At 69.9% G+C, this 26996-nt stretch carries 22 protein-coding genes; 13 read left to right on the top strand and 9 right to left on the bottom strand.

Annotated elements, in window-relative coordinates:
* The first annotated feature begins 13 nt into the window (after positions 1–13).
* Both ACFCVM_RS07135 and ACFCVM_RS07130 read left to right on the top strand, forming a co-directional pair.
* Positions 14–913 (top strand): glycosyltransferase family 2 protein, encoded by a 900-nt coding sequence (locus tag ACFCVM_RS07135; protein ID WP_375835382.1) that lies wholly within the window; start codon positions 14–16, stop codon positions 911–913.
* Positions 914–963: 50 nt separating this feature from the next.
* Entirely contained in the window at positions 964–2172 is a 1209-nt protein-coding gene (locus ACFCVM_RS07130) for a glycosyltransferase (protein ID WP_375835380.1), read from the top strand.
* Here ACFCVM_RS07130 and ACFCVM_RS07125 read toward each other — a convergent pair.
* Positions 2138–3496 (bottom strand): DUF4082 domain-containing protein, encoded by a 1359-nt coding sequence (locus tag ACFCVM_RS07125; RefSeq protein WP_375835378.1) that lies wholly within the window; start codon positions 3494–3496, stop codon positions 2138–2140. The two genes, ACFCVM_RS07130 and ACFCVM_RS07125, sit on opposite strands and share 35 nt — an antisense overlap.
* 61 nt (positions 3497–3557) lie before the next feature.
* On the bottom strand, positions 3558–4187 hold the full coding sequence (locus ACFCVM_RS07120; RefSeq protein ID WP_375835377.1) for an acyltransferase: 630 nt from the start codon (positions 4185–4187) through the stop codon (positions 3558–3560).
* 310 nt (positions 4188–4497) lie between these two features.
* Here ACFCVM_RS07120 and ACFCVM_RS07115 point away from each other — a divergent pair, with 310 nt between their 5' ends.
* Both ACFCVM_RS07115 and lhgO read left to right on the top strand, forming a co-directional pair.
* On the top strand, positions 4498–4944 hold the full coding sequence (locus tag ACFCVM_RS07115) for a VanZ family protein (RefSeq protein WP_375835375.1): 447 nt from the start codon (positions 4498–4500) through the stop codon (positions 4942–4944).
* A gap of 5 nt (positions 4945–4949) precedes the next feature.
* Entirely contained in the window at positions 4950–6167 is a 1218-nt protein-coding gene (lhgO, locus tag ACFCVM_RS07110; RefSeq protein ID WP_375835374.1) for an L-2-hydroxyglutarate oxidase, read from the top strand.
* Between the two features lie 3 nt (positions 6168–6170).
* On the opposite strand, the gene ACFCVM_RS07105 is transcribed toward lhgO, so the two are convergent.
* Together ACFCVM_RS07105 and ACFCVM_RS07100 are read right to left on the bottom strand one after the other, a co-directional pair.
* Entirely contained in the window at positions 6171–7694 is a 1524-nt protein-coding gene (locus ACFCVM_RS07105; RefSeq protein ID WP_375835372.1) for a sugar transferase, read from the bottom strand.
* Between the two features lie 310 nt (positions 7695–8004).
* Positions 8005–8946 (bottom strand): EamA family transporter, encoded by a 942-nt coding sequence (locus tag ACFCVM_RS07100; protein WP_375835370.1) that lies wholly within the window; start codon positions 8944–8946, stop codon positions 8005–8007.
* A gap of 151 nt (positions 8947–9097) precedes the next feature.
* Here ACFCVM_RS07100 and ACFCVM_RS07095 point away from each other — a divergent pair, with 151 nt between their 5' ends.
* Both ACFCVM_RS07095 and ACFCVM_RS07090 read left to right on the top strand, forming a co-directional pair.
* On the top strand, positions 9098–10141 hold the full coding sequence (locus ACFCVM_RS07095) for a zinc-dependent alcohol dehydrogenase family protein (protein WP_375835368.1): 1044 nt from the start codon (positions 9098–9100) through the stop codon (positions 10139–10141).
* Positions 10142–10219: 78 nt separating this feature from the next.
* A complete protein-coding gene (locus tag ACFCVM_RS07090; RefSeq protein WP_375835366.1) occupies positions 10220–11014 on the top strand; it encodes a DUF2510 domain-containing protein in 795 nt (264 codons plus the stop codon).
* A gap of 50 nt (positions 11015–11064) precedes the next feature.
* Here ACFCVM_RS07090 and ACFCVM_RS07085 read toward each other — a convergent pair whose 3' ends face one another.
* Positions 11065–12507: an MFS transporter gene (locus ACFCVM_RS07085; RefSeq protein WP_375835364.1), complete on the bottom strand. Its 1443-nt coding sequence runs from the start codon at positions 12505–12507 to the stop codon at positions 11065–11067.
* 151 nt (positions 12508–12658) lie between these two features.
* Between ACFCVM_RS07085 and ACFCVM_RS07080 the strand changes: the two genes are divergently transcribed.
* Positions 12659–13672 (top strand): PHP domain-containing protein, encoded by a 1014-nt coding sequence (locus ACFCVM_RS07080; protein WP_375835363.1) that lies wholly within the window; start codon positions 12659–12661, stop codon positions 13670–13672.
* Positions 13673–13727: 55 nt separating this feature from the next.
* Entirely contained in the window at positions 13728–14108 is a 381-nt protein-coding gene (locus ACFCVM_RS07075; RefSeq protein WP_375835361.1) for a DUF2255 family protein, read from the top strand.
* Positions 14109–14134: 26 nt separating this feature from the next.
* On the opposite strand, the gene ACFCVM_RS07070 is transcribed toward ACFCVM_RS07075, so the two are convergent.
* On the bottom strand, positions 14135–15019 hold the full coding sequence (locus ACFCVM_RS07070) for an alpha/beta fold hydrolase (protein WP_375835360.1): 885 nt from the start codon (positions 15017–15019) through the stop codon (positions 14135–14137).
* A 254-nt stretch (positions 15020–15273) separates the two neighbouring features.
* Between ACFCVM_RS07070 and ACFCVM_RS07065 the strand changes: the two genes are divergently transcribed.
* A complete protein-coding gene (locus ACFCVM_RS07065; protein ID WP_375835358.1) occupies positions 15274–17199 on the top strand; it encodes a glycoside hydrolase family 5 protein in 1926 nt (641 codons plus the stop codon).
* Between the two features lie 59 nt (positions 17200–17258).
* Here ACFCVM_RS07065 and ACFCVM_RS07060 read toward each other — a convergent pair whose 3' ends face one another.
* Together ACFCVM_RS07060 and ACFCVM_RS07055 are read right to left on the bottom strand one after the other, a co-directional pair.
* Positions 17259–18377 carry a metallophosphoesterase family protein gene (locus tag ACFCVM_RS07060; RefSeq protein WP_375835357.1) on the bottom strand — a complete coding sequence of 373 codons (1119 nt, stop codon included), beginning with the start codon at positions 18375–18377 and terminating at the stop codon, positions 17259–17261.
* Positions 18374–20452, bottom strand: coding sequence for a DUF5054 domain-containing protein (locus ACFCVM_RS07055; protein WP_375835356.1), 2079 nt, complete (start codon positions 20450–20452; stop codon positions 18374–18376). Before ACFCVM_RS07055 ends, ACFCVM_RS07060 begins: the two co-directional genes overlap by 4 nt.
* 243 nt (positions 20453–20695) lie before the next feature.
* On the opposite strand from ACFCVM_RS07055, the gene ACFCVM_RS07050 reads away from it, so the two are divergent.
* From ACFCVM_RS07050 to ACFCVM_RS07035, 4 genes are all read left to right on the top strand, one after another.
* Complete coding sequence (locus ACFCVM_RS07050; RefSeq protein WP_375835354.1) at positions 20696–21673, top strand: carbohydrate ABC transporter permease; 978 nt, start codon at positions 20696–20698, stop codon at positions 21671–21673.
* 137 nt (positions 21674–21810) lie between these two features.
* Complete coding sequence (locus ACFCVM_RS07045) at positions 21811–22617, top strand: carbohydrate ABC transporter permease (RefSeq protein WP_375836675.1); 807 nt, start codon at positions 21811–21813, stop codon at positions 22615–22617.
* A 72-nt stretch (positions 22618–22689) separates the two neighbouring features.
* Positions 22690–24018, top strand: coding sequence for an ABC transporter substrate-binding protein (locus tag ACFCVM_RS07040; protein WP_375835353.1), 1329 nt, complete (start codon positions 22690–22692; stop codon positions 24016–24018).
* Between the two features lie 78 nt (positions 24019–24096).
* The gene (locus ACFCVM_RS07035) at positions 24097–25875 is read left to right on the top strand and encodes a beta-galactosidase family protein (RefSeq protein ID WP_375835352.1); all 1779 of its coding nucleotides are present in this window, start codon (positions 24097–24099) and stop codon (positions 25873–25875) included.
* A 35-nt stretch (positions 25876–25910) separates the two neighbouring features.
* Here the strand turns inward: ACFCVM_RS07035 and ACFCVM_RS07030 are convergent, their stop codons facing one another.
* Positions 25911–26954, bottom strand: coding sequence for a LacI family DNA-binding transcriptional regulator (locus ACFCVM_RS07030; RefSeq protein ID WP_375835350.1), 1044 nt, complete (start codon positions 26952–26954; stop codon positions 25911–25913).
* Positions 26955–26996: the final 42 nt, after the last annotated feature.

The following is a 26996-nucleotide window of genomic DNA, read 5'->3' as shown; positions in this document are numbered from 1 at the left end:
TAGGATGAACGGCGTGACAGTCGATGTCGCCGCGGTCGTCGTAACCTACAACAGCGAGCAGCACATCTCGGACCTGCTCGATACTCTCCCTGCCGCATTCGCGACGACGTCGTACTCGGTCGTGGTCGTCGACAACGGTTCGACCGACGGAACCATCGAGCTGCTCAGCCGTCGCACCGACTGCACGGTCGTGCCCTCGACGAACGACGGATACGCGGCGGGGATCAACCTCGCCGTCCGGTCGTCTCCCGAGGCCGAGGCAATCCTCATCCTGAACCCCGACACGAAGCTCGACGCCGATGCCGTGCCTCGCATGCTCGCGGTGCTCCGCAGACCGGGGGTCGGCATCGTCGCGCCGCGCATCCGGGAGCAGGACGGCAGCCTCTCCCGCACCCTCCGCCGGGCACCGACGCTCCGTCGCGTCGGCGGATTGAGCTTCACCGGCCTCGCATCGTTCGCCGAGCGGATCGAGGATGCCCGAGCGTACGAGCACGAGCAGGAGGTCGACTGGGCGGTCGGCGCGATCCTGCTCGTCGGCCGGCAGTGCTACGAAGCCGTCGGAGGGCTCGACGAGTCGTACTTCCTCTACTCGGAGGAGACGGATTTCTGCCTGCGCGCGCGGGGCGCCGGCGGAGTGACGGTCTACACGCCCGTCGCGGGTGCCATGCACATCGGCGGCGGGTCGGGCGAGAGCGTCACGACCCACACGATGAAGGCCGTGAACCGGGTGCGCGTCTACCGCCGGCAGACGGGGCCCGTGCGCGCCTGGCTGTACTTCTCGATGACCGTGCTCATCGAGGTGCGTCGCGCCATCCGCTGGCATGGCGCCTCCTGGCCGACCGTTCGCGCCCTGCTGCGCCCCACGGAGCGGCCGGCCGCGCTCGGCGCGAGTGACACGTTCCTGCCGGGATGAGCGGTGCAGGCGTGTCGGGGAGCGAGCGGTCCGCCGTGACGAGGGTCCTGATGATCGCGCCGACCTGCGATGGTTCGGACGTCGGCGAGTCCTGGCTGGCGCACCAATGGGCGAGCCTCCTGTCGCAGGGCCTCGACCTGACCCTCGTGACGACCTTCAAGCGAGGCCATGTGCCGCCCTCCCGGCAACTGCCCGGCATCCGCGTGGTCGAGTGGCCCGAGCCGATCGGCGTCGGTCGCTTCGAGCGCCTCAACAGCCTGATGGAGCCCGGGTACCTGCCGTTCTACGTGAAGGCACGACGATGGATCCGCGCCCGGCTCGCCGAAGGGGAGCAGTTCGACATCGCGCACCAGGTCATCCCGGCGTCGATGCGCTACCCCTCTCCTGCGGCGGGTCTCGGGATCCCGCTCATCCTCGGACCGCTCGGCGGCAGCCTCGACTCGCCGCCCGCCTTCGTCTCCGAGGAAGGCGCGATCCCGTGGTACCAGCGGCTGCGGAGCATCGACGCGTTCCGCCTGCGACATGATCCACTGCTCCGCCGGTCGTTCGAATCGGCCGACTGCGTCGTCGGGATCGCGCCCTACGTTCGGGAGCTGCTCGCCGGCCTGTCGATCCGACGCTTCGAGGCGATGAGCGATGTCGCGATGCACGAGGTGCGTCCGCCGGTGGACCGCTCGGGACGCAGCGGACCCGTGCGGCTCCTCCACGTCGGACGCATCGTCAGGACGAAGGGGCTGCGCGATGTCATCCGGGCCGTGCACCTCCTGCGCGATCAGGACCTCGCCCTCGACGTCCTCGGCGAGGGCAACGACCGCGAAGCCTGCGAGGAACTCGTCCGCGACCTGGGCCTCGACGACCGCGTCACGTTCCATGGACAGGTGCCACGCGCCGTCGTCGACGGGTTCTACGAGCGGGCCGACGTGTTCGTCTTCCCGAGCTATCGCGAGCCCGGCGGCAGTGTCGTGCTGGAGGCGATGTCGTTCGGCCTGCCACTCGTGGTCTGCGACCGCGGAGGCCCTGCGGCCAACGTCGATGAGTCGTGCGCGTTCCGGATACCGGCGGTCTCGCCCGGACAGATGTCATCGGACTGCGCGTCCGCGCTGCGAGCGCTCGCTTCGGATCCCGAGCTTCGCCACCGCATGGGGGCGGCAGCCCGAACGCGCGCAGCGTCGACCCACCTCTGGGCGCATCGTCTCGAGCGGATGACTGCGCTCTACGCCGCTGTCAGCCGCCGTCTCCCGAGCACCGCAGACGACTGAGCGGGACGGGCTGTCCGGCCGCGTCGAGCGTCACCACGCGTGCCTGCCAGGTCTCGACGACCGAGCAATGGACGTCGACCGGTGCGAAGCCCCAACTGCCGTCGACGACATTGAGGTTCCGGATCGATCCCGGCATGCCGTTGCGGAACGAGTAGCCGCCGCCGCTGACGATCAATCCGTCGATGTCGACCGAGGTGTTCTCCTGACCGCTCGGGTAGAAGAACGGGGCGGTTCCGTGGCATCCGCCCGTCTCCTCCATCAGGATCGTGGACTGTCGGACTTCGAGATGCGGTCCGTCATAGCCTTGGATGCCGTCACCGTGCCAGTCGCCGCAGACCTCCGGGGGAGTGATGCGGATGAAGGTGAACTCGACGGTCACGGTCTCGCATCCGACGCCCTTGCCTCCCGCGCGGAGTCCTTCCGGGACGCCGTCGATGGCGGTGTTCCGAACGGTGTAGCCACCGGGGCCGATCACCTCGAAGCCGTTGGTGCCGCTCGAGGTGAACTCGGAGTCCTCGACGAGAAGGCCGTTCTTGCACACGTTGCCGTAGTCGTTGACGATCCGGGCATCGACGGCTTGAATGCGGCGGAAGGTCACGTTCGGGGCCTCGACGTAGATCGTGCTGTCGGTGTACCGGACATCCTCGATCACGGCGCCCGCCTCGCGGATCCAGACCTCGCCCGTCTCCTCGCGCTCCGGCTCCCAGCCATCGGGCAGGCCGACGGTCTCACGGGTCGGGAAGACGCCCTGCGCGGTCAGCGGCGTGGGTGTCGCGTCGGTGACGAAGGTGACATCCACCCAGTACTGGCTGGAGCGCCAGCTCGCGCGAGGAACGGCGTCGCGCGACTCGTAGGAGAAGACCCCGGAATCCGTGATGCCGACATCGAGCGCATCGCTGTGCGACCCGCCCGAGTGGTCCACCGTCACACCGTAGCCGCCGCCCTGCGGCACTCGGTACGAGACGATGTAGGTCTGGTCGGCCTCGAGTTCGACGGGGTGCGCGAACTCGGCGCTCTGCCAGCCCGATGAGGTCTCGGACGTGAAGGCGGCATCAGCGAGCTTCCCGCCGTCCTCCGACCACAGGGTTCCCGTGTGCTTCCCCGTGGCCCCCTCGGCCTTGTAGAAGCGGATGCCCGTGGCGACTCCGCCGACGGTCGGAATGAACACGGTGCCGAGCTCCACCGATTGCGGATCGGAGGAGAACTCCACGCCGGGCGGCCGCTCGGTACCCCAGATCGTGGTCGGGGCGGCCGCGGCCCCAGTCGTCACCAGGACGGTGAGACTCACGACGACGGTGACGGCCGCGACGAGAACCACGGCCACGGCGAGGAGACGTCTGCGACTCGTGTCGGGTGTGGAGATCGATCGTCGCACCATGTCCCACTCAGCGGGCCTGCTCCGAAAGCACGCCATCGACCTCGGTGTAGCGCGCTCCGGTGCGCGGACAGGTCCAGCGCCCATCGGGCTCCAGGGTGAGCGGTACGCCCGCCCTCCCGACCCAGCCCACCTGCCGGGCCGGCGTGCCGACCACGAGTGCGTGCGCCGGGACGTCCTTCGTGACGACCGCCCCCGCCGCGACGAGTGACCACGCCCCGATCGTCACGGGTGCGATGCACACCGCGCGAGCGCCGATCGATGCACCCTCGCGCACGGTGACGCCGACGGCGTGCCAGTCATCGGCCGACTTCACCGTGCCGTCGGGGTTCACGGCGCGCGGGTACTCGTCGTTCGTGAATACGACGGCCGGTCCGATGAAGACGCCGTCCTCGAGCACTGCCGGCTCGTAGACGAGAGCGGAGTTCTGGATCTTGCACCGGTCGCCGATGACCACCCCGGGACCGATGTAGACGCCCCGCCCGATGGTGCAGTCCGACCCGACGACGGCATGCTCCCGGAGCTGGGACAGGTGCCAGATCCGCGTGCCGTCGCCGATCGTCGACGAGGGGTCGATCTGAGCACTCGCGGCGACGGAGACGAGCGGTTCGGCGTCAGATGGCGACGAGGCGACAGTCAACTCAGCACGCTCCTTCGGCGACAGCGACGGAGACGGTGACGGTGACGATCGTGATCGGTTCGGGATCATGGAGCGTCGGATGATCACCGAGTCGCGGTTCCCCTTCGACGGGTCGAGCGATCGGCATCGCCGACCACTCGCCCAATCGAGAAACTACTCGTGCGGAACCCATGCCCGCCTCCCCCAGTCAGGGGGAGTCGAGGGTGGGAATGGTCGCGATACGCTGGCCGGGCCGGGCAGGATCGCGGAAGCCGCAGCGTTCCGAGGCTTGCGCGCGACCAGGTTCGAAGCGAGGCGGGTTGTGGAGCGGATGCGTCACCAGTGGGCCCTCTGGGTGTCGGCGGTCTACCTGCTGCTCGCTGCGGTCGTGCTGATGGCGCCACTGTCGTTCGGAGCGATCACCCAGGCGATCGCAACGTGGGCGAACGATGAGCTCGGGATCCCCGGGGTCCGCGACGGAATGGTCGAGTTCGCTGCGAACATCGCATTCTTCGTTCCGTTCGGACTGCTGCTGACCCTCTCGACGCGACGATTCTGGCTCGGCCTGACATCTGCCGTGGTGTTGTCGGCGTCGGTCGAGCTGGTGCAGCTCGTCCTCCCTTCCCGAGTGGCGAGCCTGCGGGACGTGCTCGCGAACGTGCTCGGGGCGGCCATCGGCAGCCTCATCGCCCTCGTGATCCTGCATTCGAGATCCCGCCGGAAGCGTGCGACGGCGATCAGTGCCGGCCGGTCGCGGTCGGCGACGCCGTCGGGATGAGGCGCATGGACGACATCATCATCATCGGGGCGGGCATCGTGGGCCTGGCGACGGCGCGCGCCGTCCTCGAGCGCGAGCCCGAGGCCCGCATCACGATCGTCGAGAAGGCCGACGCCGTCGCGACGGGGCAGACCGGGCACAATTCGGGGGTCATCCACGCGGGCATCTACTACGAACCCGGGTCGTTGAAGTCCGAGCTCTGCCGAGCCGGCAGGCTCGCGACCATCGAGTTCTGCGAGGAGAACGCAGTGCCGATCGGCCGGATCGGCAAGCTCGTCGTCGCGACCGATGAGCGGGAGCGGGAGCGCCTCGATGCCCTGGCAGAGCGCTCGGCGGCGAACGGAATCGAAGTCGAACGGATCGACGCGGCCGAGATCGGCAGGCGCGAACCGAACATCCGCGGCGTCCAGGCCGTCTTCTCGCCCGGGACGAGCATCGTCGACTTCGGCCTCGTGGCGCGCACCATGCAGGCGCGACTCGAGGCCGCAGGGGTGCGTCTGGTCTTCGGCGCCGAGGTGACGTCGATCACCGAGCACGGCTCGGCAGGCGCAGGCGCAGGCCCAGGCGAGGTGCGCGTGCGCACAGCCGACGGCGCCGAGCATCGTGCGAAGCGGCTCGTCGCGTGCGCCGGGCTCCAGGCCGACCGGATCGCCCGACTCGGCGGGCTTCCGGTCGACTTCCGGATCGTCCCGTTCCGCGGCGAGTACTTCGAGCTCGACGGGCAGGCGGGTTTGGTGCGGCACCTCATCTATCCCGTGCCGGATCCGTCGATGCCCTTCCTCGGCGTGCACCTGAGTCCGACGATCGACGGTCGCATCACCGTCGGCCCCAACGCGGTGCTCGGGCTCGCCCGCGAAGGCTACCCCCGGGGGGCGATGTCCGCCCCCGACATGTTCGACTACCTGCGATATCCGGGGTTCTGGCGGATGGCGGTCCGGCATCGCCGCGCCGCCGCGATCGAGGCGCGGAACTCGCTGTTCCGCCGCAGCTACCTCGCAGCGTGCCGTCGGTATGCGCCCGGTCTGCGGCTCGACGATCTCGGCAGGAGATTCGCCGGCGTTCGGGCGCAGGCCGTCCGTCGCGACGGCTCGCTCGTCGAGGACTTCCTCTTCGAGCGCACGGCCAGGCAGCTGCACGTGTGCAACGCGCCGTCGCCCGCGGCGACGTCGGCGATCCCGATCGGTCGGCTCATCGCCGAGCAGTTCGCCGCCGGAACCCGCTGACGATCAGTACGCGCCGACCGACCGTACGACGACACGCACCGTGCGCCAGATGAGCATGAGGTCGCCCGTGAGCGACCAGTTCTCGACGTAGTACAGATCCAGGCGCACGCTCTCCTCCCAGCTCAGGTCGGATCGCCCGCTGACCTGCCAGAGGCCCGTGAGTCCCGGCTTGATGAGGAGCCTGCGGTGCACCTGCTCGGAATACCGGTCGACCTCCTCCGCGAGCGGCGGCCGGGGGCCCACCATGCTCATCTCACCGCGGAGCACGTTCCAGAGTTGCGGGAGTTCGTCGAGGGAGTGCTGCCGAAGGAACCGGCCGATGCGAGTGACCCGGGGGTCGTCCTTGAGCTTGAAGAGCAGGCCGGCGGCCTCGTTCCGTTCGAGGAGTTCCGTGCGCACCTGATCGGCGCCCGGAACCATCGATCGGAACTTCAACAGCCTGAACGTCTTGCCGTCGCGGCCGATGCGCTCCTGCATGTAGAGGATCGGGCCGGGACCGTCGAGCTTGATCGCGACCGCGATCGCGATCAGTATCGGTGCGATCGCGATGAGACCGAGCAAGGCCGCGATCACGTCGAAGCCTCGTTTGAGGGCGTGCTTGCCGCCGTCGAACTGGGGGATCTCGACCTGGATGAGGGGGAGCCCGGCGACCGGGCGGAAGTGGATTCGGGGGCCGGCGACGTCGGTCAACCGCGACGAGAGCACGAGTTCGGTCGCCGTGCCCTCGAGCGCCCAGCTGAGCTGTCGGATGGCATCGCCCGCCGAGTTGTACTGCCCGGTGACGATGACCGCGTCCGCATGAAGCGCCGCTGCCGCGGCCGCGGCAGCGGCGATGCCGTCGAAGACGGGAATCGACCTGCCGTCGGCGGTGAACTCCGAACTGTCGCCTTCGTCGATCGCCGCACCGACGACGACGAATCCGGCGCCGGTGTCGTGCGCGATCTGACAGGCGACGTACTCCGCGTCGATGCGCGAACCGACCACGATCGCGCGCGAGAGGAAGCGACCGCGGCGGCGTTCGGTGTAGAGCCATCTGCGCCAGAGCCATCTACCGGCCAGCAGGCCGGCCACGCCGACGGGAGCCCCGATTCCGAGATACCACCGCACGTTCGGGGGCTGCGCGACGAGGAAGACGATGGCCACGACACCGACGGTGGTCGCGCTGGCGTTGAGCACCCGCTTGTACTCGAGTGCGCCGCCGCCGAGGATGTGCGGTTCGCGAGTGCGGAAGGCGACGAGGGCGAACAGCCATGCAGCTGCGATGGCGACGGGCGCGCCGATCCGCTCGGTGGCCATCTCGTCGAGGATGTTCGGACCCATGATCGCGGATCTCGCGGCGACGGCGGTGAGCATGGCGACGGCGACGATCACCGCGTCGGTGACCCGCAGCCGATCGCGATACCGCCGGGCCCACCGGGCGCCCGAGGTCGCGCCCTCGTCGGCATCGACGGCGATGGGCGCACCGGAACCGTGGAACCGCGCGACGTTGTTCGCGGGCGGTTCCATCGGCGCGGGGAAGCCGGTCATGAGCGCGCTTCTCTGCTGGCGGAGAGGCCACTACGGGGTCGACGAGAACGCCGGCGGGTTGCAGGCATGGCAGGTTCGTTTCGGGTACGGGCGAGCGGGGGTGATGCCGGGTCACCCCGGCATCGGTTCCGACTCGCGACTGAACCAAACGTCGACGAGTCGGTGACAGTTCCTCGAGGAGGAAGTTGCCCCTGACGCTACTCGGCTGCTAGGGTGCGCACCTTACCCAAAACAGGGCACACGATCCTCGTGACCAGCACCTCGGACCGGCGCTCGTCGCCGAGGGGCCGCGCCGCGACGGAATGCGCGATCAGCCGACGGCGACCCGGGGCCGCCTGCCGGTCCCCGCCGTCGCGAGCACGACGATGCCGGCGGCGAGCACGAGGAGGCCGAGCAGTGCGCCGGCGGTGAGGTCTTCGCCGAGGAGCGCGACGCCGAGGACGCCGGCGGTCAACGGCTCGGCGAGGGTCAGGGTGGAGACCGTCGCCGGGGTGAGGCCGCCGAGCCCGTAGCCGAAGAGCAGGTAGGCGACGGTCGTCGTGACGAGGCCGAACCACAGGGCCATCGCCAGCCCCGGTCCGGTCGCGAGCCATGAGGCATCCGTCGTCGCCAGCAGGGGGATGCTGAAGACGGCCGCGACGCCGAACAGTGCGCCCATGCTCGACGATCCCCGCCAGCCGCGGTCGAGCAGGGCCTTCGCGGCGAGCGTGTAGACCGCGTAGGAGGCGCCCGCGCCGAGCGAGGCCGCGAGGCCGAGCGGGTCGGCGCCGGCGGCCCCTCCGCCGCCGGTCGCGGCGGCGAGGATGCCGACCCCGAGCGTCGCGATGGCGGTCGCGACGGCCCATCGGTGGCCGGGGTACCGGCGGCGCAGCGCCCAGTCGAGGCCGCCCGTGATGACGGGAGCCGAACCGAGCGCGACGACCGTGCCGACCGCGACGCCGTTCGCGGCGGTGCCTGCGAAGAACGCGGGCTGGTAGGCGAGCACCCCGGCGGCGCCGGTCGCGACGAGCAGCCACGCGGGCAGCGGATGCCGCGTGCCGACGCCGGGCGCCGGCGCGGCGGGTGTCCCGGCCGCACCGCGCCGGCGCCCGGCGAAGATCGGAATCAGGGCGATGAGCCCGAGGGCGCCACCGCCGATCAGGATTCGCGCCGCCCCGACCGAGGCCGCGCTCGCGTCGGGTCCGAGCGCCTGCGCGGTGCCCGTGGTGCCGAAGCAGACGGCCGCGAGCAGCACGGCGGTCACGAATCGCATGGCATATTGTTACACAATCTGGAGCTGTCCGCCGGAGCGCCCGTTCGGGCACCGTCCCGCAGGCCGATAAGCTCGCGGATGTCGCGCGCGCGATCCGGCGACGATGCCCGAGCGCCGCCGACATCCGTGACCCGAAACGGAAAGGACTCCTGTGCGCGCCGTGCTCTTCAACGCCTTCGGTGAGAACCCCGAACTCGTCGACGTGCCGGAGCCGGAGTGCCCGCCGCGGGGCGCCGTCATCCGGGTTCGCGCGACCGGCGTCTGCCGCAGTGACTGGCACGCCTGGATGGGCCACGACGACACCGTCTCGCTGCCGCACGTGCCCGGTCACGAGTTCGCCGGCGAGATCGCGGTGCTCGGTTCCGAAGTCGACCCCGAAGCGGGTTGGGCGGTCGGCGACCGGGTCACCGCCCCCTTCATCTGCGCATGCGGGCGCTGCTCCGAGTGCCTGACCGGCAACGAACAGGTCTGCGACCAGCAGTCGCAGCCCGGATTCACGCACTGGGGCTCGTTCGCCGAGTTCGTCGCGATCGACGAGGCCGAGCTGAACCTCATCCGCCTGCCCGAGTCGCTCGGCTTCGTCGAGGCCGCGTCGCTCGGCTGCCGCTTCGCGACCGCCTACCGGGCGATCGTCTCGCGCTCGCGCCTCGCCCCGGGCGAACAGATCGCGGTGCACGGATGCGGCGGGGTCGGCCTCTCGGCGATCATGATCGCCGTCGCGGCCGGCGTGAAGGTCTACGGCGTCGACGTGTCGGATGCCGCGCTCGCCGCGGCCGAGGGGCTCGGCGCCGTGCCGTTGCAGGGCGGCGAGGGCGCGGCCGAGCGCATCCTCGAGGCCTCGGGCGGGGGAGTGGACGTCTCGGTCGACGCGTTCGGCTCGACCGAGACCTCGTTCGCCTCCGTGCGGAGCCTCAAGAAGCGCGGCCGCCACGTGCAGATCGGGCTCATGGTCGGCGACTCCGCGCTCGCCGCGATGCCGATGGACGCCGTGATCGCCGGCGAGCTCGAGATCCTCGGCAGCCACGGCATGGCCGCCCACGAGTACCCCTCGATGCTCGGTGCGGTCGCGTCGGGCGACTTCCGGCCGATCGAGCTCGTCGGTCGGCGCATCACGCTCGACGAGGTGCCCGAGGCGCTCGCGGCGATGAGCACGGCCGGCGGCGGCGGCTCGGGCATGACGGTCGTCGAGCTGTAGCGGCATCCGCTCGCTCGTGCTCCTCGGTGCAGCGATGGTCGTGCCCGTAGCATGTCCGAGAACCCACAGGAGGAATCGATGAGCGATGGTCGTGCGGCACCCGCCGGCTGGTATCCCGACCCGAGCGACGCCTCGGCGCAGCGCTGGTGGGACGGAGCGCAGTGGACGGAGCATGTCGCGCCGGCTGCCCCCGTGGTTCCGGTCGCGCAGGCCGTTCCCGCGGCGTCGGTGCCGCCCGTCGTCGCGCCCGCGGTCGTCGCCCCCGCGTACGTCCCTCCGGTGACCCCCGCGTACGCGCCCGCCTACGCCTCAGCGCCCCCGTACGTCGCGACGGCGCCCGCATACGGGCAGCCCGCGCCGTACGGCGGTGTCGCGGCAACGGCCCGCGTGCCCGAGGGCACCCCGGTCGACACGATCTGGATCTGGCTGATCGTGGCGCTGCCCGTGCTCTCGATGCTGCCGCTCTTCTTCTGGGACGTCCAGTCGTACATGGAGCAGTCGATGTCGATGTCGGCGTCGACGAACCCGATGGCCAACGCACTCGGGCCGTACACCGACCCGTGGTACCTCGCCGCGACGTTCGGTGGATGGATCTTCTACGGCCTCGCCGTCTGGTTCGCCGCGCTCGACAGCGCGGCCCTCGCGAGGCTCGGCTACCAGCGCCGGTTCCACTGGGCCTGGGCGTTCCTCTGGTCGCTCGTGTACGTCATCGGCCGCTCGGTCGTGGTGCGGCGTCAGTCCGGTCGCGGGTACCTGCCGATGGCCGTGGCGATCGCGCTCACCGTCGTGACCACGATCGGCGTGATCGTGTGGTTCGTCGTGATCGTGGTGGGCGTCATCAACACTTCGATGGAGATGTACCCCGCCTACTGAGCCCGAGCCGTGCTCGCGGAAGCCGATGCCGGCCTCCACGAGCACGCGGTTCACGCGTCGACCATCTCCTCCGTCGGCGCGCTCGCGCGTCGCGGTGCCGGGCGCAGGAGCAGGGCGGATGCCACGAGCCCCGCGACCGCCAGCACGGCGGCGCCGATGAACGCCGACGAGTACCCGGCCGTGAGCGCGGCGGCATCCGCAGCCCCCGCGGTCACCGCGCCGGCGGTGACGGCGGCGCCGACGGCGGTCAGCGCTGCGAGGCCGACCGCCGAGCCGATCTGGTAGCTCGTGTTCACGAGGCCCGACGCCACGCCCGTCTCCTCGGGGCGCGCGGCGCCGATCGCGGTGCCGAGCGACGGCACGAATGCGAGCGCCATGCCGAGTGCCGCGACGAGCGAGGCGGGCAGCACGTCGATCGCGTAGCTGCCGTCGGGGCGCGCGAGCGCGAGCCAGCCGAGGCCGACCGCGAGCAGTGCGAACCCGCCGACGATGAGCGGCTTCGCCCCGAACCGGGCCTGCAGCCGCGGAGCCAGCGCGACCATGCCGACCACGATGAGCGCGGTCATCGGCAGGAGCGCCGCGCCCGAGGCGAATGCGCCGGCGCCGAGCACCTGCTGCAGGTAGAGGTTCAGGAAGAACCACATGGACACCCACGCGCCGCCCAGGAGGAGCTGGGCGAGGTTCGCCGCGCCGAGCTGCGGGGCCCGGAAGATGCCGAGCCGCAGCAGCGGCGTGCGGCGCCGGGCCTGGATCGCGAAGAACGCGATGAGCAGTGCGGCGCCTGCGGAGAGGGCGATGATCGTCTCCGCCGAAACCCAGCCGGCCTCGGGGGCGCGCACGACCCCGTAGACGATCGCGGCGAGTCCGGCGGTGGCGGTGAGCGCGCCGGCGAGGTCGACGCGCCCGCGTCCGCCGTCGACCCGGGGGAGTGCGAACGGCGTCAGCACCATGACGAGCACGGCGATCGGCACGGTCACGTAGAAGACCCAGGGCCAGCTCGCGTACTCCGTGAGCACGCCGCCGAGGAAGACCCCGGCGGTGCCGCCGATCGGCGCGGCGGCGCCGTACACCGCGAACGCGCGGGGCAGGTCGGCGGTTCCGCCGAACAGCGTCATGAGCAGCGTGAGTGCGGCCGGGGCGATGAGTGCCGCACCAGCGCCCTGCACGGCGCGGCCGGCGATCTCGAGGCCGACGTTGCTCGCGGCTCCGGCGAGCACGCTGCCGATGATCAGCGTGAGCCAGCCGGCGATGAACACCCGGCGCGCTCCGAAGACGTCGGAGAGGCGGCCTCCCAGCAGCAGGAGGCCGCCGAAGGCGATGACGTAGGCGTTGAACACCCACGACAGGGACTCGGGGGTGAACCCGAGCTCTGCCTGGATGTCGGGCAGGGCGACGCCGATGATCGACGTGTCCATGATGACGACGAACTGTGCCGCCGCGATGAGCGCGAGGCCGAGCCACCGACGTCTCGCCGGCGGAGTGGATGCTGACATGGAAGTACTCCTTCTCTGAATACCCCTAGGGGGTATAGGTCCAGATATATCCATCCCGGCGCGGGCTTGTCAAGCGGCGTCGCCTCGCGTGACGGGAGGGGCCCGACGCCCGGCGCTGGCCACCGCCTGCACGACGCGCCACAATGGGGCGATGGACCCGGTGGCGGCGCTCGAGGAGATCGCGTTCCTGCTCGAGCGCGATCGCGCCTCGGCGTTCAAGTCGAAGGCGTTCCGGCGCGCGGCCGAAGTGATCCGCCCGCTCGACCTCGACGAGATCGCGGTTCGTGTCGGCGACGGTCGCCTGCAGCGCACGAAGGGCATCGGCGACACGACGTTCACCGTCATCGCCCAGGCGGCTGACGGCGCGGTACCCGACTACCTCGCCGACCTCCGCGCTCGCGCCGGCCTCGCGCCGAACGGTGCGCGCTCCGGGCTCCGGGCCCAACTGCGCGGCGACCTGCACAGCCACACCGACTGGTCCGACGGCACGACGAGCTTCGAGACGATGGCCCGCGCCGCAGAGGCGCTCGGCCTCGAATACCTCGCGATCACCGACCACTCGCCGAACCTCCGGGTGGCCAACGGTCTCAGCGTCGAGCGACTCACGGCGCAGCAGCAGGCGATCGCGGACGTGCAGGCGGAGGTCGGCGGCATCCGTCTGCTTCGCGGCATCGAGGTCGACATCCTGCTCGACGGCACTCTCGACCAGACGCCCGAAATGCTGGGCCGCCTTGACGTCGTGGTCGCGAGTGCGCATTCCAAGCTCCGCACCGAGGCGCCCGAGATGACGAAGCGGATGCTCCGCGCCATCGCCGACCCGCACACGAACGTGCTCGGGCACTGCACCGGCCGGCTCGTCGAGGGCGCTCGCGGCACCCGCCCGCAGTCGACGTTCGACGCACTCGCGGTGTTCGAGGCGTGCGCCGAGCATGGGGTCGCCGTCGAGATCAACTCGCGGCCCGAACGACAGGACCCACCCGACGAGCTCATCGCGATCGCGCTCGAGGCCGGGTGCCTGTTCTCGATCGACAGCGACGCCCACGCGCCGGGGCACTTGACGTTCCTCGAGCTCGGCGCCGCGCGCGCGACGGCGAACGGCGTGCCCGCCGAGCGCATCGTCACGACGTGGCCGGTGGAGCGACTGCTCGAGTGGGCCCGCCCGTGAGGCGCGGGGCTCCGAGCTGCACGAACGGATCACGTCGACCACCGGAAGGACGCCCATGACCGCCTGGACCACCGAGGAGCTCGACCGCATCGGCCGAGCCGAGGAGCTGCAGATCGCCTCCTGCCGCGGCGACGGCTCGCTCCGGCCGTACGTCACCATCTGGGTCGCGCGCGTCGGCGACGAGCTGTTCGTCCGCTCCGCATACGGGCCGGGCAACCCATGGTTCCGCCGAGCACAGGCGAGCGGCACCGGCCGCATCCGCGCCGGCGGCGTCGAGCGCGACGTCGTGTTCGCCGAGCCGCCCGCCGACGTGCACGGGGCCGTCGACGCCGCGTACCACGCGAAGTACGACCGGCACGGCCCGAGGATCGTCGGCACCGTCGTCGGACCGGAGGTCGTCGCGACGACGCTCCGGCTGGAGCCCGTCGCCGACTGAGTCGCGCCGTCCGTCGACTCGGGACGCTACGTCTCGCGATGCGGCGGCAGGTGCGTGCCGCGATGGATCTCGGTCAGGCTCGCGTGCCCCGGGGATGCGGGGTCGTCGACGATCGGCTTGTCGGCCATGAACAGCCGGATCAGGTGGGCGAGCTCGCCCGAGTGGCTGAAGTTGATGGCGTGCGCCGCGCCCTCGATCCTGACGAGCAGCACGTGGTTGTCGGTCGCGGCGGCGACCTCCTGCACGCGTGACGGACCCGGCATCAGCGGATCGCGGTCGCCGATCACGACGAGTGTCGGGATGTGGAGTTCGAGCAGACGATCGAGGGTCGGGTACTGGGTGAGTGACCGGAACATCTTGAACGTGCTCGGCACGCCGAAGCGGAGGTAGTCGGGCACGGCCACCTTCATCATGCGAGGGGGCTCCCGCCCGCCGTCGCGAGTGAGCTGGCCGACGGCGCGACGGAGCGGCTGGTTGAAGAGGCCTCCTGCCGGGGAGACGAGCACGGCGCGCTCGATGCGCTCGGGGTAGTGGTGCGCGAACTCGAGGATGACGGGGCATCCCATCGAGTTGCCGACGAGCGTGACCTTCTCGATGCCGCGGTCGTCGAGGAACCGGACGGCGGCATGCGCGAGGTCGGGCACGTCGAGCGCATCGGCAGCCCGTCCGCTGCGACCGAATCCGGGCAGGTCGGGCACGAGGGTGTGGAACTGGTCGGCGAGTCGTTCGGCCGTCGGAAGCAGGTACCGGCCCGAGAGGCCGAAGCCGTGCAGGTGCATCATGGCCGGCGCGTCGGGTGGCGACGGGGACTCGCGGTAGAACATCTCGACGCCGTCGACCGTGGTCCATCGCTCGGCCAGACTCGATTCCGGCCGCCGGGGCGGGCGGTGCGCAGCGGTCCTCGTGCCCATGCATCGATCATCCTCGCCGCTCGATTTCCCGTCAACGAGTCGACGCAGAGCTCGTGACGCGCGCCGGTCGACGGCGAAGCTGCCGGAAACTCGCGCAGCGACGGCATCCCGAATGTTTACGTTGCCTTAACTCGGCATGTTTACGTTGACATCGCGATGATCCCGCCAATACCCTGACCAAGTCAGGAGCCTGGGCGGAGTCCTCGCAACATGGCGGGGTGTGCCGCGCAAGGCAGAACAGAGAGGTTCGCAGAATGCATCGTCGTACCCTACGGGTCGCGGTCGGACTCACGGCAGCAGCCCTCGCGATATCGGTCGCGAGTCCCGTGTACGCAGCAACACCAGAGGATCCGATCCCCGTGCTCACGGGCCCGGAACTCGCGGCATCGTGGACGGCGCCGCTCAGCACCGTCGGCCGGTACGTCGTCGACGCCGACGGCGACCGCTTCAAGCTCGAGTCGGCCAACTGGGACGGCGCGCAGGGGCACTGGAGTGGGAGCGGCGACAAGAACGACGCCGCCAACCACAACAGCGGCATGAGCTACGACATCCCCATGGGGCTCGACCGCGCGCCGATGGCGACCCTCATGAGCGACTTCCACGGACTCGGGATCAACAGCATCCGGCTCTCGTACTCGAACGAGATGCTCGGCATGACGGCACCGGTGCCCGATGCCGCGGTGGCCGCCAACCCGTCACTTGCGGGCAAGACTCCGCTGCAGGTCTTCGACGCCGTCGTCGAAGCACTCACGGCCGACGGCTTCGCGGTGATCCTCAACAACCACACCACGACGTCGCGCTGGTGCTGCGGCGCCGACGACGGCAACTCGAAGTGGTACAGCAGTCAGACCACCGAGAAGTGGATCAGCGACTGGGTGATGCTGACCGAGCGCTACGAGGACAACCCCCGGGTCGTCGGCATGGACCTCCGCAATGAGGTCCGCCGCGACATCTGGAACGACCCGAACTGGGGCATGGGCGACGGCAACGACCTCTACCAGGCCTTCCAGCGGGCCGGCATCGCCATCCAGCAGGCGAACCCCGACGTGCTCGTCATCATGGAGGGCATCAACTGGCAGGGCATCCCGCTCGACGGCTTCTTCCACGACCGGCCGACCCTCAAGCCCGTCGCGAACCTCTCGAACGCCCTCCCGTATCCGAACAAGCTCGTCTACGCGGCGCACATCTACGCCTACACCGGACCCCAGCACACCGGGGCCACCGGACTCGGCGAGACGCACGACGCCCGCTACCGCGACCTCAGCCGGAGTGAGCTCACGGCCGAGGTGAACCGGGCCGCGGCGTACGTCAACACGGCCGGCCAGCACTACACGGCCCCCGTGTGGTTCAGCGAGTTCGGCATCGGGCATGCCAGCGACACCGGCGCCCTCGACAAGGCCTGGTGGGTGAACTTCACCGACATCCTCATCGCCAACGACAGCGACTTCGCCGCGTGGCCGCTCGTGACGCAGGCGAACGCCGACGGCACCTTCGCCGACGGCTACTCGCTGCTCGCCTACAAGCCCGACGGCACCAAGCTGAGCATCGCCGACGACTGGCGCTACCCGCAGTGGAAGAAGCTCGTGACCGCGAACGGCAAGACCGGCCCCGTGGCATCCGTGCCGCGCTGGAACATGCTCGGCAGCGGCAGCTTCGTCGACAGCCAGTCGTCGCTGCGCATGCTGGCGGCGGGCGACTGGTCACCGGGTCAGTGGAAGGGCACCTGCCCCGACAGCCAGCGTCTGCAGGGCATCGCGCGGGGCACCAACCGAGCGCTCTGCACGGATGTCGGCGGCGTCACGACCTCGAACCCGCGGGTGCAGAGCGGGCAGGGCAACATCACGAACGACTGGGCCTCGGGCTACGACAAGCTGCAGTGCAACCCCGGCGAGGTCGCAGTCGGCTACAGCCTGGGCACGGGCGGCGGCACCAAGGCCGCGATGTGGAACCTCGCCTGCGCGACGAGCACCACGGCGCTCCCGGCGAGCCAGGGCCGCCTGATCTGGTTCGACAAGGGCGACAACCGCCCGGCCGGCGGCGGATCGACGGCGAGCGACTGGGCCCCCGGCTACTACAAGGGCCAGTGCAAGGACAACGAGTACATCGCGGGCGTGGCCTACACGTACCGATGGAACCACGGCGGCGTGCCCGACGCGCTGCTCTGCAAGCCGCTCAGCTGATCGGCGGATGACGAAGGGGCCGGGTCGCGACTGCGACTCGGCCCTTGCTCGTTCATCCGTCAGGCGAGCGGCGGAAGCCGCACCTCGTGGTGCACCGTGCCGGCGAGGTCGCGCAGCGTCAGCACGAGTCCGTCGTCATTCGCGGTGCCCTCGATCCAGGCGGCCGCCTCATCGGAGGCCACGTCGAAGTCGGGCCCGCCGCTGATGAGCTGCGCGTACGGGAACTCCTCGGTCGCAGGCATCCAGGTGCGGTAGTGCGTGTGCCCCGACACGATGATCTGCGCGCCCCACTCGACGAGTGCGTCGTGCCAGGCGTCGCGGCTCATGCGGCTGAACCAGTCGTAGCCGTCGGCGTCGTAGTCGACGACCGTCTCGTCGATCCAGCGCAACGGGATGTGGCAGAACACGACCCGGTACGGGGCGTCCGCGAACTCTGGCCGCGCGGTGACCTCGCGCAGCCACTCCGCCTGCTCGGCACGCAGCGGTTCGAAGGCGACGCGGCCCTCGAACGTCGGGTGCGCGTCGGGCTTGTCCTCGCCAGTGTGCAGCACGATGCATGCGACCGGCCCGATGCGGAAGGCCGTGAACGGCCGCCCCTCGGGCGTGGCCACGAAGTCCTCGAGCTGGTACGCCCAGGTGCCGCGCACGTCGTGGTTGCCCACCACGATCGCGAGCGGGCGGCCCGCGCTGACGTCGAGGCCCGCCGGGTTCAGCACCGTCGAGGTGAACCACGACGGGTCCTTCCAGTCGTTGCAGAGGTCGCCGTTCCAGAGGAGCACGTCGACGTCGGGCGTCGCCTCGTGCAGCGCGCGCATGGTGTCGTCGCGCTGGTGGGTGTCGTTCCAGACCGCGAAGTGCGCGCGGTCGGATGCCGCGTCGAGCGTGCGCACCGACTTCCACTCGCTCTCGTGGCGCTCGTTCGGCGCCTCGACCGCCTCGGTGACCGAGCGCACGCGCAGCGACGTGCCCGCGGGCCACCCTGCGGTACGGACGCGCAGCACACGGTCGCTCTGGGGCACCATGCCGAAGGCGTCGGCGGTCGCGGTGCCGCGCGTGCCGTCGGCCGCCTCCCATTCGAGCCATCCGCGGCTCAGGCGGCCCACGCCCCAGACGACCTCGAAGCCGTCGGGGCGGGGCGCCATCACGACGGGCGGACTCGTCACGAGCGGCTGGTTCATCGAGCGATTCCGAGGTCGATGGTGAAGCGGAATCGCAGGTCGTCGTCGAACCACATCGTGAAGTTCGTGCCCCACATGTTGTTGTGCAGGTTCACGTGGAGGCCGTCGCTCGGGTCGGGCACCGTGTTGTCGAAGCGATACAGCGCGGGGCGGCCGACCGCGACCAGGGCGGCGTCGACCGGGCGAAGTGAGAAGGTGCGCTCGGCGGTGTGGGTCGCCTCGGCGACCGCGTGCAGGCTGCGGTTGCCGTTCCGCACGACCGACTGCGGGTCGACCGGGGTGTCGAGTTTCGTGAGCCGCCAGTCGCCGGGCTCGGTGCGCGGGCGGAATCCGAGCCAACTCGCCTCGGGCAGCCGGGAGGCGTCCTTGTCGCGCAGGTCGAGGGTGACCCCGATCGGCCCCGACGCCGCGGGGAAGCGATAGGCGAGACGGATGTCCCGGGCTCCGCCCCACAGCTCGCACGCCGCCTCGGGCAGCTCGAGTCGCAGTGAGACGACCGTGTCGCCGCCGTCGGTCCAGCGCACGGCGGAGACCGCGCGCGGCGCGAACGTCGTCGCCGGCAGCTTCTCGGCGATCGCGAGTCCGGGCTTCGACTGATCGGGCACCGCCCAGAAACCGGTCACCTCGATGTCGCGGCAGTACTCCTCGATCCAGCGGGCCTCGTCGCGCTCGTCGAACGTCTCGTAGCGGTACGCGGCGAGCGGGTGCTCCGGTCCCGCCCACTCCGTTCCCTCGGCGTCGACCAGGGAGACGAGGGCGCCATCGGCGCCGAAGCGCACGCGGTAGGCGCCGACCTCGTGCTCGGCCTCGAGGTCGAGCGGAGCGGCGGCGGGGGCGCCCTCTTCGGCCGGTCGGGTCTCGGCGATCGCCGCTTCCGCCGCGGCGCGACGTTCGGGCGAGAGCGCCGCGAGCGCGCGGTCGATGTGCGCGCGCTGCTCGGCCCACGAGCGCTCGAACGCCGAGTAGCGCAGGCCCTGCGCGCTCGGGTGCTCGGTGTACGCCCAGGCGTACACATCGAACTCGGCGGGGTTCGCGGCCGGGTCGATCTCATCGGCGGCGCGGGCGCGCTGGAAGTCGGCCTTCTCGTAGTTCACGTAGTCGGGCAGGTAGGTCTTGAGGTCTTCGCCCCACGTGTGCTCGACGACGAGGAGCAGACCATCGCCGAAGGCGTCGCACTCCTCGGTGCCGGGCACGAGTGCGCCCGACGCGACCCACTCGGTGCGCAGGCGGAGCAGTGCGCGAAGCCGAGCGGTCTGCACGGGATCGCTCGCGACGCCGTGGATCCACGAGTCGCCGATCTCCTGTTCGAGCACCGGGAGGCTCGCCCGCGCGGCGACCGCCTCGCGACTGAACGCGTCGAGCGTCGAGGCGATGACCCGGGCGTCGGGGTACTCGGCCTGGAGCTGGGCGAACAGCTCCTCGACCTCTTCCACCGGGGGCGGGCCGAAGTTGTCGCCCGTGTGCGCGAGGTGGAGCGCGTCGGACCCGCCGGGGACGACCGCGACGCCGAGCTCGGTCGCGCCGTAGCTCTGCGCGTAGTTCACGACGACCTCGCTGCCGTCGGGTGCGCGCCAGACGAAGAACTCCGGTACGTCGGGCACAGCGGATGCCCCGTTGACGCCGAGGTGCAGGAAGTCGAGGCCGCCGCGGGCGAGGAAGGGGACGAGGCCGATCGTGTGGCCGGGGACATCCGTCATCTTCGCCGCCTGCGTGCGACGGCCGAATCGCGCGTCGAGCTTGCGGCCGATCGCGATGCCGTGCTCGACGAGCCCGGCGTCCATGAGCTCGGTGTGCGTCGTCAACGGCAGGCCGTGCCAGGTGACGTGCCCGGCGCCGATCGCCCGCTCGAGTGCCGCGCGTTCTTCGGGACTGCCGAGGCGGAGCGCCTCGTGGATCATCCAGGATCCCGTCGTCCAGATGAAGCGGGCGGGGCCGCCGCGTCGCTCGAGCTCCTCCGCGAGCGCGATCGCGCGCGGCAGGTATTCGTGCACGTAGCGGTCGGTGACGTTCGCCGCGGTGTCGGTGAAGCCGAGGTCGAGGTGGGTCTTGAAGACGACGTGGATGGTGGAGATCATGCGTGGATCCAAACGGCGGTGTCGGGGAGGGATGGTCAATTGTGGTCTGCAGGTCCGCTGGATCACGAGACGTTCTCCGGCCGCGATGGCCGGCGTGACTGCATTGTGACCTTCGATCGTGCATTTCTGTTTGCGCAAACATCATCCTCGCCTATACTTCGATGGGAACGCAAACATTCACGAAGGAGTGCGTACGCGCATGACGAAGAAGTCGCCCACCCGAGGCGCGGAAGCAGGCCGCAGATGACCGTGGCCCACGTGCACGCAGAACCACCGGTCGGTGTCTCGACCGAGACGTACGCATACTCGACGGCCACGGCCGCCGAGGCGCCCGGCCGCCGCCGGAAGAAGGTCCGCCGCAACTGGTCGGGTTGGTGGTTCGTCGGCCCCTTCATGCTCATCTTCGCGCTCGTCTTCATCGCGCCCCTCGTCTACGCGATCTACCTGAGTCTCTTCCGCGAGACCCTCATCGGCGGCAACTCCTTCGTCGGACTCGAGAACTACGCCAAGGCCCTCGTCGACCCGAAGTTCTGGGACGCCATGTTGCGCGTCACGATCTTCCTCCTCGTGCAGGTGCCGATCATGCTCGGCCTCGCGCTCTTCGCCGCACTCGCCCTCGACAGCGCGCGACTGCGCTGGGTGCCCTTCTACCGCCTCTCGATCTTCCTGCCGTACGCCGTTCCCGGCGTCGTCGCGGTCATGATCTGGGGCTACATGTACGGCTCGCAGTTCGGGCTCGTGGCCGACATCAACCGGTTCTTCGGCGTCGAGCTGCCCTCCCCGCTCGCCGAGAACCTGATCATGATGTCGATCGGCAACATCGTGACGTGGGAGTTCGTGGGCTACAACATGCTCATCTTCTTCTCCGCACTGAAGGCCGTGCCGCAGGAGCTCTACGAGGCGGCCGAGATCGACGGTGCAGGAGCCTTCCGCACCATCTTCTCGATCAAGCTCCCGTCGATCAGGGGCGCCATCGTGATCGCGACGATCTTCTCGGTGATCGGCAGCTTCCAGCTCTTCAACGAGCCGTCCATCCTGCAGACCATCGCGCCGAACTCGATCACCTCGTACTTCACGCCGAACCTGTACGCGTTCAACCTGTCGTTCACGGGTTCGCAGTTCAACTACGCCGCGGCGATCGCCATCGTCTCGGGCATCATCACCATGGTCGTCGCCTACCTCGTGCAACTCGGCGGCGAGAAGAAGGAGAAGAACGCATGAGCGCCGTTGAATCGGGCGTCCGCTCGGGCCGCGCGCCCAGCAAGCTCGCGAGCGGCAGCCTGCCGGCACCCGCGGTCGTCAAGCGGCGGACCGCCACGCCCCGGCACAAGCGCGCCTCCATCACCCTCGGCATCCTCATGACGGCGATGCTGCTCTACTGCCTCGTCCCGCTGTGGTGGCTCGTGGTGAACTCGACCAAGACGATGGACTCGCTCTACGACTCCTTCGCCTTCTGGTTCAGCGGGGAGTTCGCCCTCTTCCAGAACATCGCAGAGACCTTCACGTACGCCGACGGCATCTTCCTGCGCTGGCTCGGCAACACCGTGCTGTACGTGGTCGTCGGGGCCGGCGGCGCGACCATGCTCGCGACCCTCGCCGGCTACGGGCTCGCGAAGTACAACTTCCCAGGTCGCAAGTGGGTGTTCGCCGTCATCCTCGGTGCCATGGCGATCCCGGCCTCCGTGCTCGCCGTGCCGCAGTTCCTGCTGTTCAGCAACCTCGGCCTCACGAACACGCCGTGGTCGGTGGTCATCCCGTCGATGGTGAGCGCCTTCGGCCTCTACCTGGTCTGGGTGTACGCCCGCGAGGCGATCCCCGATGAGCTCATGGAGGCCGCTCGCCTCGACGGTGCGGGCGAGCTCCGCATCTTCTTCCAGATCTCGCTGCGACAGCTCGCACCCGCGCTCATCACGGTGCTGATGTTCGCGGTCGTCGCGACCTGGAACAACTACTTCCTGCCCCTGATCATGCTGAGCGACGAGCGCTGGTATCCGCTTCCCGTCGGTCTCGCCCAGTGGTCGGCGCAGGCGAGCGGCGTCGGCACCGATCCCATCCCGAACCTCGTCATCACGGGTTCGCTGCTCACGGTCATCCCGATCTCCGCAGCCTTCCTCTACCTGCAGCGCTACTGGCAGTCGGGCCTGACCGCCGGAAGCGTCAAGTAGGCCGGCCGGGCCGGCCCTCGAACCTGCACCACGACCTGCACAAGACCCACACCAAGAAAGGGAATCACAACCATGGAACGAATCACCTCCCGCCGATGGGCGCGACTCGGGGCCGTCGTCGGCACCGGTGCGCTGCTCGTCGGAGTGCTCGCGGGCTGCAGTGCTGCAGCGCCGGGCGCCGACGCCGGTTCGACCGACACCGACGCAGCGCTGAAGGAAGACGTCACGCTCACCTGGTGGACCTGGAGCGACAGCACCCAGGAGCAGGCCGACGCCATCTCGAAGGCGTACCCGAACGTCACGTTCGACGTCGTCAAGCTCGAGAACCCCGACGCTGCGGTCACCAAGCTGCAGAACGCGATCAAGGCCGGCAAGGGCGCCCCCGACCTCGTGCCGGTCGAGTACCAGACGCTGCCGCAGCTCGCCCTCGGCGACGCGCTCGCCGACCTGACCCCCTACGGCCTCGGCGACTACGCGGACTCGTTCACCGCGTCGACGTGGAACGCCGTGAACGTGCAGGACCAGCTCGTCGGCCTGCCGCTCGACTCCGGCCCCATGGTCATGATCTACAACAAGGACCTCTACGACAAGGCCGGCATCACCGAGGCGCCCGCGACGTGGGACGAGTTCGCGACGGCATCGGCCGCCATCCACGCCTACGACCCCGAGGCCTACATCGCGAACAGCGGCGACGCGGGCTTCTTCACCAGCATGATCTGGGCATCGGGCGGCAAGCCCTTCACGACCGACGGTGACAACATCACCATCGACCTCGAGGACGAGGGCACCACGAAGTTCGCCGACTTCTGGGGCGACCGCCTCCACGCCGGTGAGCTCTCGGGCGTTCCGACCTGGTCGGACGAGTGGTCGAAGGCGCTCACGCAGGACAAGCTGGGCACCCTCATGATGGGCTCCTGGATGATCAGCGGCATGGACGACTACGGCACGCTCGGCAAGTGGCGCGTCGCGCAGATCCCGTCGTGGGACGGCCAGCCGGCTTCGGCCGAGAACGGCGGCAGCGCGCTCGCCGTCAGCTCGCAGAGCGCCAACAAGGCCGCAGCGGCCGGCATCCTCAAGTACCTCGCCGAGGGCGACGGGCGCGAGCTGATCAACCAGGGCGGCTTCCCGTCGACCATCGCGGACCTTGAGAACCCCGAGTTCCTCGACTTCCCGTTCGAGTCGTACGCCGGCCAGCCCGCCAACCAGGAGGGCGCGCTGTCCTCGAAGTCGGTCGTCCCCGGATGGCAGTACCTTCCCTACCAGGGCTACGCCAACAACGTCTTCACCGACTCGGTCGGCAAGGCGCTCGGCTCCGACGGCGACCTGAACGCCGCGCTCCTCGAGTGGCAGGACACCCTCGTCGAGTTCGGCAACGAGCAGGGCTTCACGGTCAACAAGTAACAGCACATGCACCACTCCGCGGGGCAGTCGCCGTCACGGCGGCTGCCCCGCGGTCCATTTCTCGACACAGGACAGCGAATGCCCAGTTTCTCCATCGGTGACACCGACTTCCTCCTCGACGGCTCGCCGTACCGCGTGCTCTCCGGCGCGCTGCACTACTTCCGGGTCCACCCCGACCAGTGGAGCGATCGCATCCGCAAGGCCCGGCTCATGGGCCTGAACACCATCGAGACGTACGTACCGTGGAACGAGCACTCCCCGACGCGCGGCGAGTTCCGCACCTCGGGCAACCTCGACCTGGCACGATTCCTCGACCTGGTCCACGCCGAGGGCATGCACGCGATCGTGCGCCCCGGCCCCTACATCTGCGCCGAATGGCACGACGGCGGGCTGCCCTCATGGCTCGTCTCCGACCAGTCCATCGTGCTGCGATCGCACGACCCCGCCTACCTCGAGGCCGTCGGCGAATACCTCGACGAGGTCTACGAGATCGTGCGGCCACGCCAGATCCAGCACGGCGGACCGGTGATCCTCGTGCAGATCGAGAACGAGTACGGCGCGTACGGCGCCGACAAGGACTACCTGCGTCGGCTCACCGAGCTGACGCGCGAGCACGGCATCGACGTGCCGCTGACCACCGTCGACCAGCCGATCGACGAGATGCTCGAGCACGGCAGCCTCGACGAGCTGCACCGCACCGGCTCGTTCGGTTCGCGCGCCGCCGAGCGACTCGCGACGCTGCGCCGCTTCCAGCCGACCGGCCCGCTCATGTGCTCCGAGTTCTGGTGCGGATGGTTCGACAGCTGGGGCGAGATCCACCACGTCACCTCGGCCGAGGACTCCGCACGCGAGCTCGACGAGATGCTCGCGGCCGGGGCATCCGTCAACGTCTACATGTTCCACGGCGGCACGAACTTCGCCTTCACCTCGGGCGCGAACGACAAGGGCACCTATCGTTCGATCTCGACGTCGTACGACTACGACGCCCCCCTCGCCGAGGACGGCACGCCGACCGAGAAGTTCTGGAGGTTCCGCGAGGTCATCGCGAAGTACGCGCCGGTGCCCGACGAGGTGCCGGCCGAGCGAACGGATGCCCCGGTGCTCGAGGTCGATCTCGACCGGAACGCGTCGCTGTGGCAGATGCCGATCATCGCCGCACAGCGGTTCGACCACCTGCCGGTCGCGGCCGAGTTCGGCTCGACCCGCGGGTTCATGTGCTATTCGACGCGCATCGAGCACGGCGGCCTGCTCAGCTTCGGGGAGGTGCGCGACCGGGCCCAGGTCTTCCTCGACGGTGCGCTCGTCGGCGTGCTCGACCGGGAACTCCACGAGCGGGTGCTGCCGCTGCCCGAGGGCGACGGCGGCGAGCTCACGGTGCTCGTCGAGAACCTCGGGGGAGTGAACTACGGCTCGCGCCTCGGCGAGGCGAAGGGGCTCATCGCCCCTGCGACGCTCGACGGGGTGCCGCTGACCGACTGGACCGCCGGAGCGGTCATGCTCGACGACCTCGACCCCGTCCGCGCGGTTCTCGCGGCTGGGCCGCGCATCGAGACCAGCGAGACCGGCACGGACGCGGCAGCGCCGCTGTCGGGTCCGGTCTTCGCCAGCGGGGTGTTCACGCTCGACGAGCCGACCGACCTCCACATCGAGCTGCCGGGCTGGAACACCGGGATCGTCCGGGTGAACGGCGTCAACCTCGGCCGCTACCGCAGTCGCGGTCCGCAGCGCACGCACTACGTGCCAGCGCCCGTCGTGCGAGCGGGTGAGAACGAGATCCTCGTCTTCGAGACCGTCGGCGCGGCCGCGGCCGCGGTGCGCTTCGCAGCACGGCCCGATCTCGGTCCGACCGAGGCGTGACGGCCCGCACGCAGTGCACCCCGGCGCGGTCGGCGCTACGCGCCGCGCGCCGGGCCGGTGCTGTCCCGCACCACGAGGTGAGTCGGGATCAGCTTGTTCTTCGGCACCGGCTCGCCGTCGATGAGCGAGACGAGCAGGGTCGTCGCCCGCTGGCCGACCTCGTCGAAGTTCTGATGCACGGTGGTCAGCGACGGCCAGTAGGCGATGCTGTCGTCGGCGTCGTCGAATCCGACGACGCTGATGTGCCCGGGAATGCTCCAGCCGCGCTCGTGGAAGGCGTGCATGACGCCGAGGGCCATCTGGTCGTTGGCCGCGAAGACGGCGGTCGGCGGTCGGTCGGATGCCGCGATCTCGCGCCCGAGCGCAAGACCAGACGTTGCCGTCCAGTTGCCGACGAGCACGGGCTGCGTGGGGAGCTCCGCCGCCTCCATGGTGCGCCGGTAGGTGTCGGCTCGTCGGCGGGCCGAGAACGAGGACGCGGGCCCTGCGACGTGCAGGATGTCGCGGTGGCCGAGCCCGAGCAGGTGCTCGACCGCGAGTCGCGCGCCCTGCTCCTGGTCGGTGTCGACGATCGTGTACGGCTGAGTCGCGTCGGAGTCGACGATGACGAGCGGCAGGCCGGCCGTGAGCTTCAGCTCATCGGGCGAGCCGATCTCGGCGGACATGATGAGGATGATGCCGTCGACGGCCTGCTCCTCGAGCCGGCCGAATGCGCCGGCGACCTCGAGCTGGGTCGGGTCGGCGACGGGCAGCAGCGTCGTCGTGTAGCCGGCAGCGGCCGCGGCCTCGGCGATGGCGTCGAGCGTGCGTTCGTTTCCGAGGGTCTCGAGATTGAAGGTGACGACGCCGATGCTGCGGAACCTGCCCGACTTGAGGTTGCGGGCGGCGCTGTTCGGCCGGTACCCGAGTTCTCGCATCGAGGCGAGCACGCGGTCGCGGGTCGCCGGTCGCACGTTGTTCTGCGCGTTGGCAACGCGCGAGACGGTCTGGGCGGAGACTCCGGCGTGCACGGCGACGTCGTTGATCGACGCGCGCGCTCTGGGCGCGTACTCGGACGAACTGTTCGATGCAATCGTCATGGTGACGTAAACACTACTCTGAAGGCAACCTCGAGAGGAATC

The sequence above is a fragment of the Agromyces sp. NPDC056389 genome (assembly GCF_042262385.1).
GTDB lineage: Bacteria > Actinomycetota > Actinomycetes > Actinomycetales > Microbacteriaceae > Agromyces.
Note: the sequence above shows the minus strand (reverse complement) of the source record. Positions and strands in the feature narration are given on the sequence as shown.

Excerpts from the sequence above, each read along its gene's own strand:
- ACFCVM_RS07105 (WP_375835372.1), bottom strand. The coding sequence starts at position 7,694 with ATGACCGGCTTCCCCGCGCCGATGGAACCGCCCGCGAACAACGTCGCG.
- ACFCVM_RS07075 (WP_375835361.1), top strand. The coding sequence starts at position 13,728 with ATGACCGCCTGGACCACCGAGGAGCTCGACCGCATCGGCCGAGCCGAG.
- ACFCVM_RS07030 (WP_375835350.1), bottom strand. The coding sequence starts at position 26,954 with ATGACGATTGCATCGAACAGTTCGTCCGAGTACGCGCCCAGAGCGCGC.
- ACFCVM_RS07040 (WP_375835353.1), top strand. The coding sequence starts at position 22,690 with ATGGAACGAATCACCTCCCGCCGATGGGCGCGACTCGGGGCCGTCGTC.
- ACFCVM_RS07050 (WP_375835354.1), top strand. The coding sequence starts at position 20,696 with ATGACCGTGGCCCACGTGCACGCAGAACCACCGGTCGGTGTCTCGACC.
- ACFCVM_RS07060 (WP_375835357.1), bottom strand. The coding sequence starts at position 18,377 with ATGAACCAGCCGCTCGTGACGAGTCCGCCCGTCGTGATGGCGCCCCGC.
- ACFCVM_RS07055 (WP_375835356.1), bottom strand. The coding sequence starts at position 20,452 with ATGATCTCCACCATCCACGTCGTCTTCAAGACCCACCTCGACCTCGGC.
- ACFCVM_RS07080 (WP_375835363.1), top strand. The coding sequence starts at position 12,659 with ATGGACCCGGTGGCGGCGCTCGAGGAGATCGCGTTCCTGCTCGAGCGC.
- ACFCVM_RS07045 (WP_375836675.1), top strand. The coding sequence starts at position 21,811 with ATGACGGCGATGCTGCTCTACTGCCTCGTCCCGCTGTGGTGGCTCGTG.
- ACFCVM_RS07065 (WP_375835358.1), top strand. The coding sequence starts at position 15,274 with ATGCATCGTCGTACCCTACGGGTCGCGGTCGGACTCACGGCAGCAGCC.
- ACFCVM_RS07070 (WP_375835360.1), bottom strand. The coding sequence starts at position 15,019 with ATGGGCACGAGGACCGCTGCGCACCGCCCGCCCCGGCGGCCGGAATCG.
- ACFCVM_RS07115 (WP_375835375.1), top strand. The coding sequence starts at position 4,498 with ATGCGTCACCAGTGGGCCCTCTGGGTGTCGGCGGTCTACCTGCTGCTC.
- lhgO (WP_375835374.1), top strand. The coding sequence starts at position 4,950 with ATGGACGACATCATCATCATCGGGGCGGGCATCGTGGGCCTGGCGACG.
- ACFCVM_RS07130 (WP_375835380.1), top strand. The coding sequence starts at position 964 with ATGATCGCGCCGACCTGCGATGGTTCGGACGTCGGCGAGTCCTGGCTG.
- ACFCVM_RS07100 (WP_375835370.1), bottom strand. The coding sequence starts at position 8,946 with ATGCGATTCGTGACCGCCGTGCTGCTCGCGGCCGTCTGCTTCGGCACC.
- ACFCVM_RS07085 (WP_375835364.1), bottom strand. The coding sequence starts at position 12,507 with ATGTCAGCATCCACTCCGCCGGCGAGACGTCGGTGGCTCGGCCTCGCG.
- ACFCVM_RS07090 (WP_375835366.1), top strand. The coding sequence starts at position 10,220 with ATGAGCGATGGTCGTGCGGCACCCGCCGGCTGGTATCCCGACCCGAGC.
- ACFCVM_RS07035 (WP_375835352.1), top strand. The coding sequence starts at position 24,097 with ATGCCCAGTTTCTCCATCGGTGACACCGACTTCCTCCTCGACGGCTCG.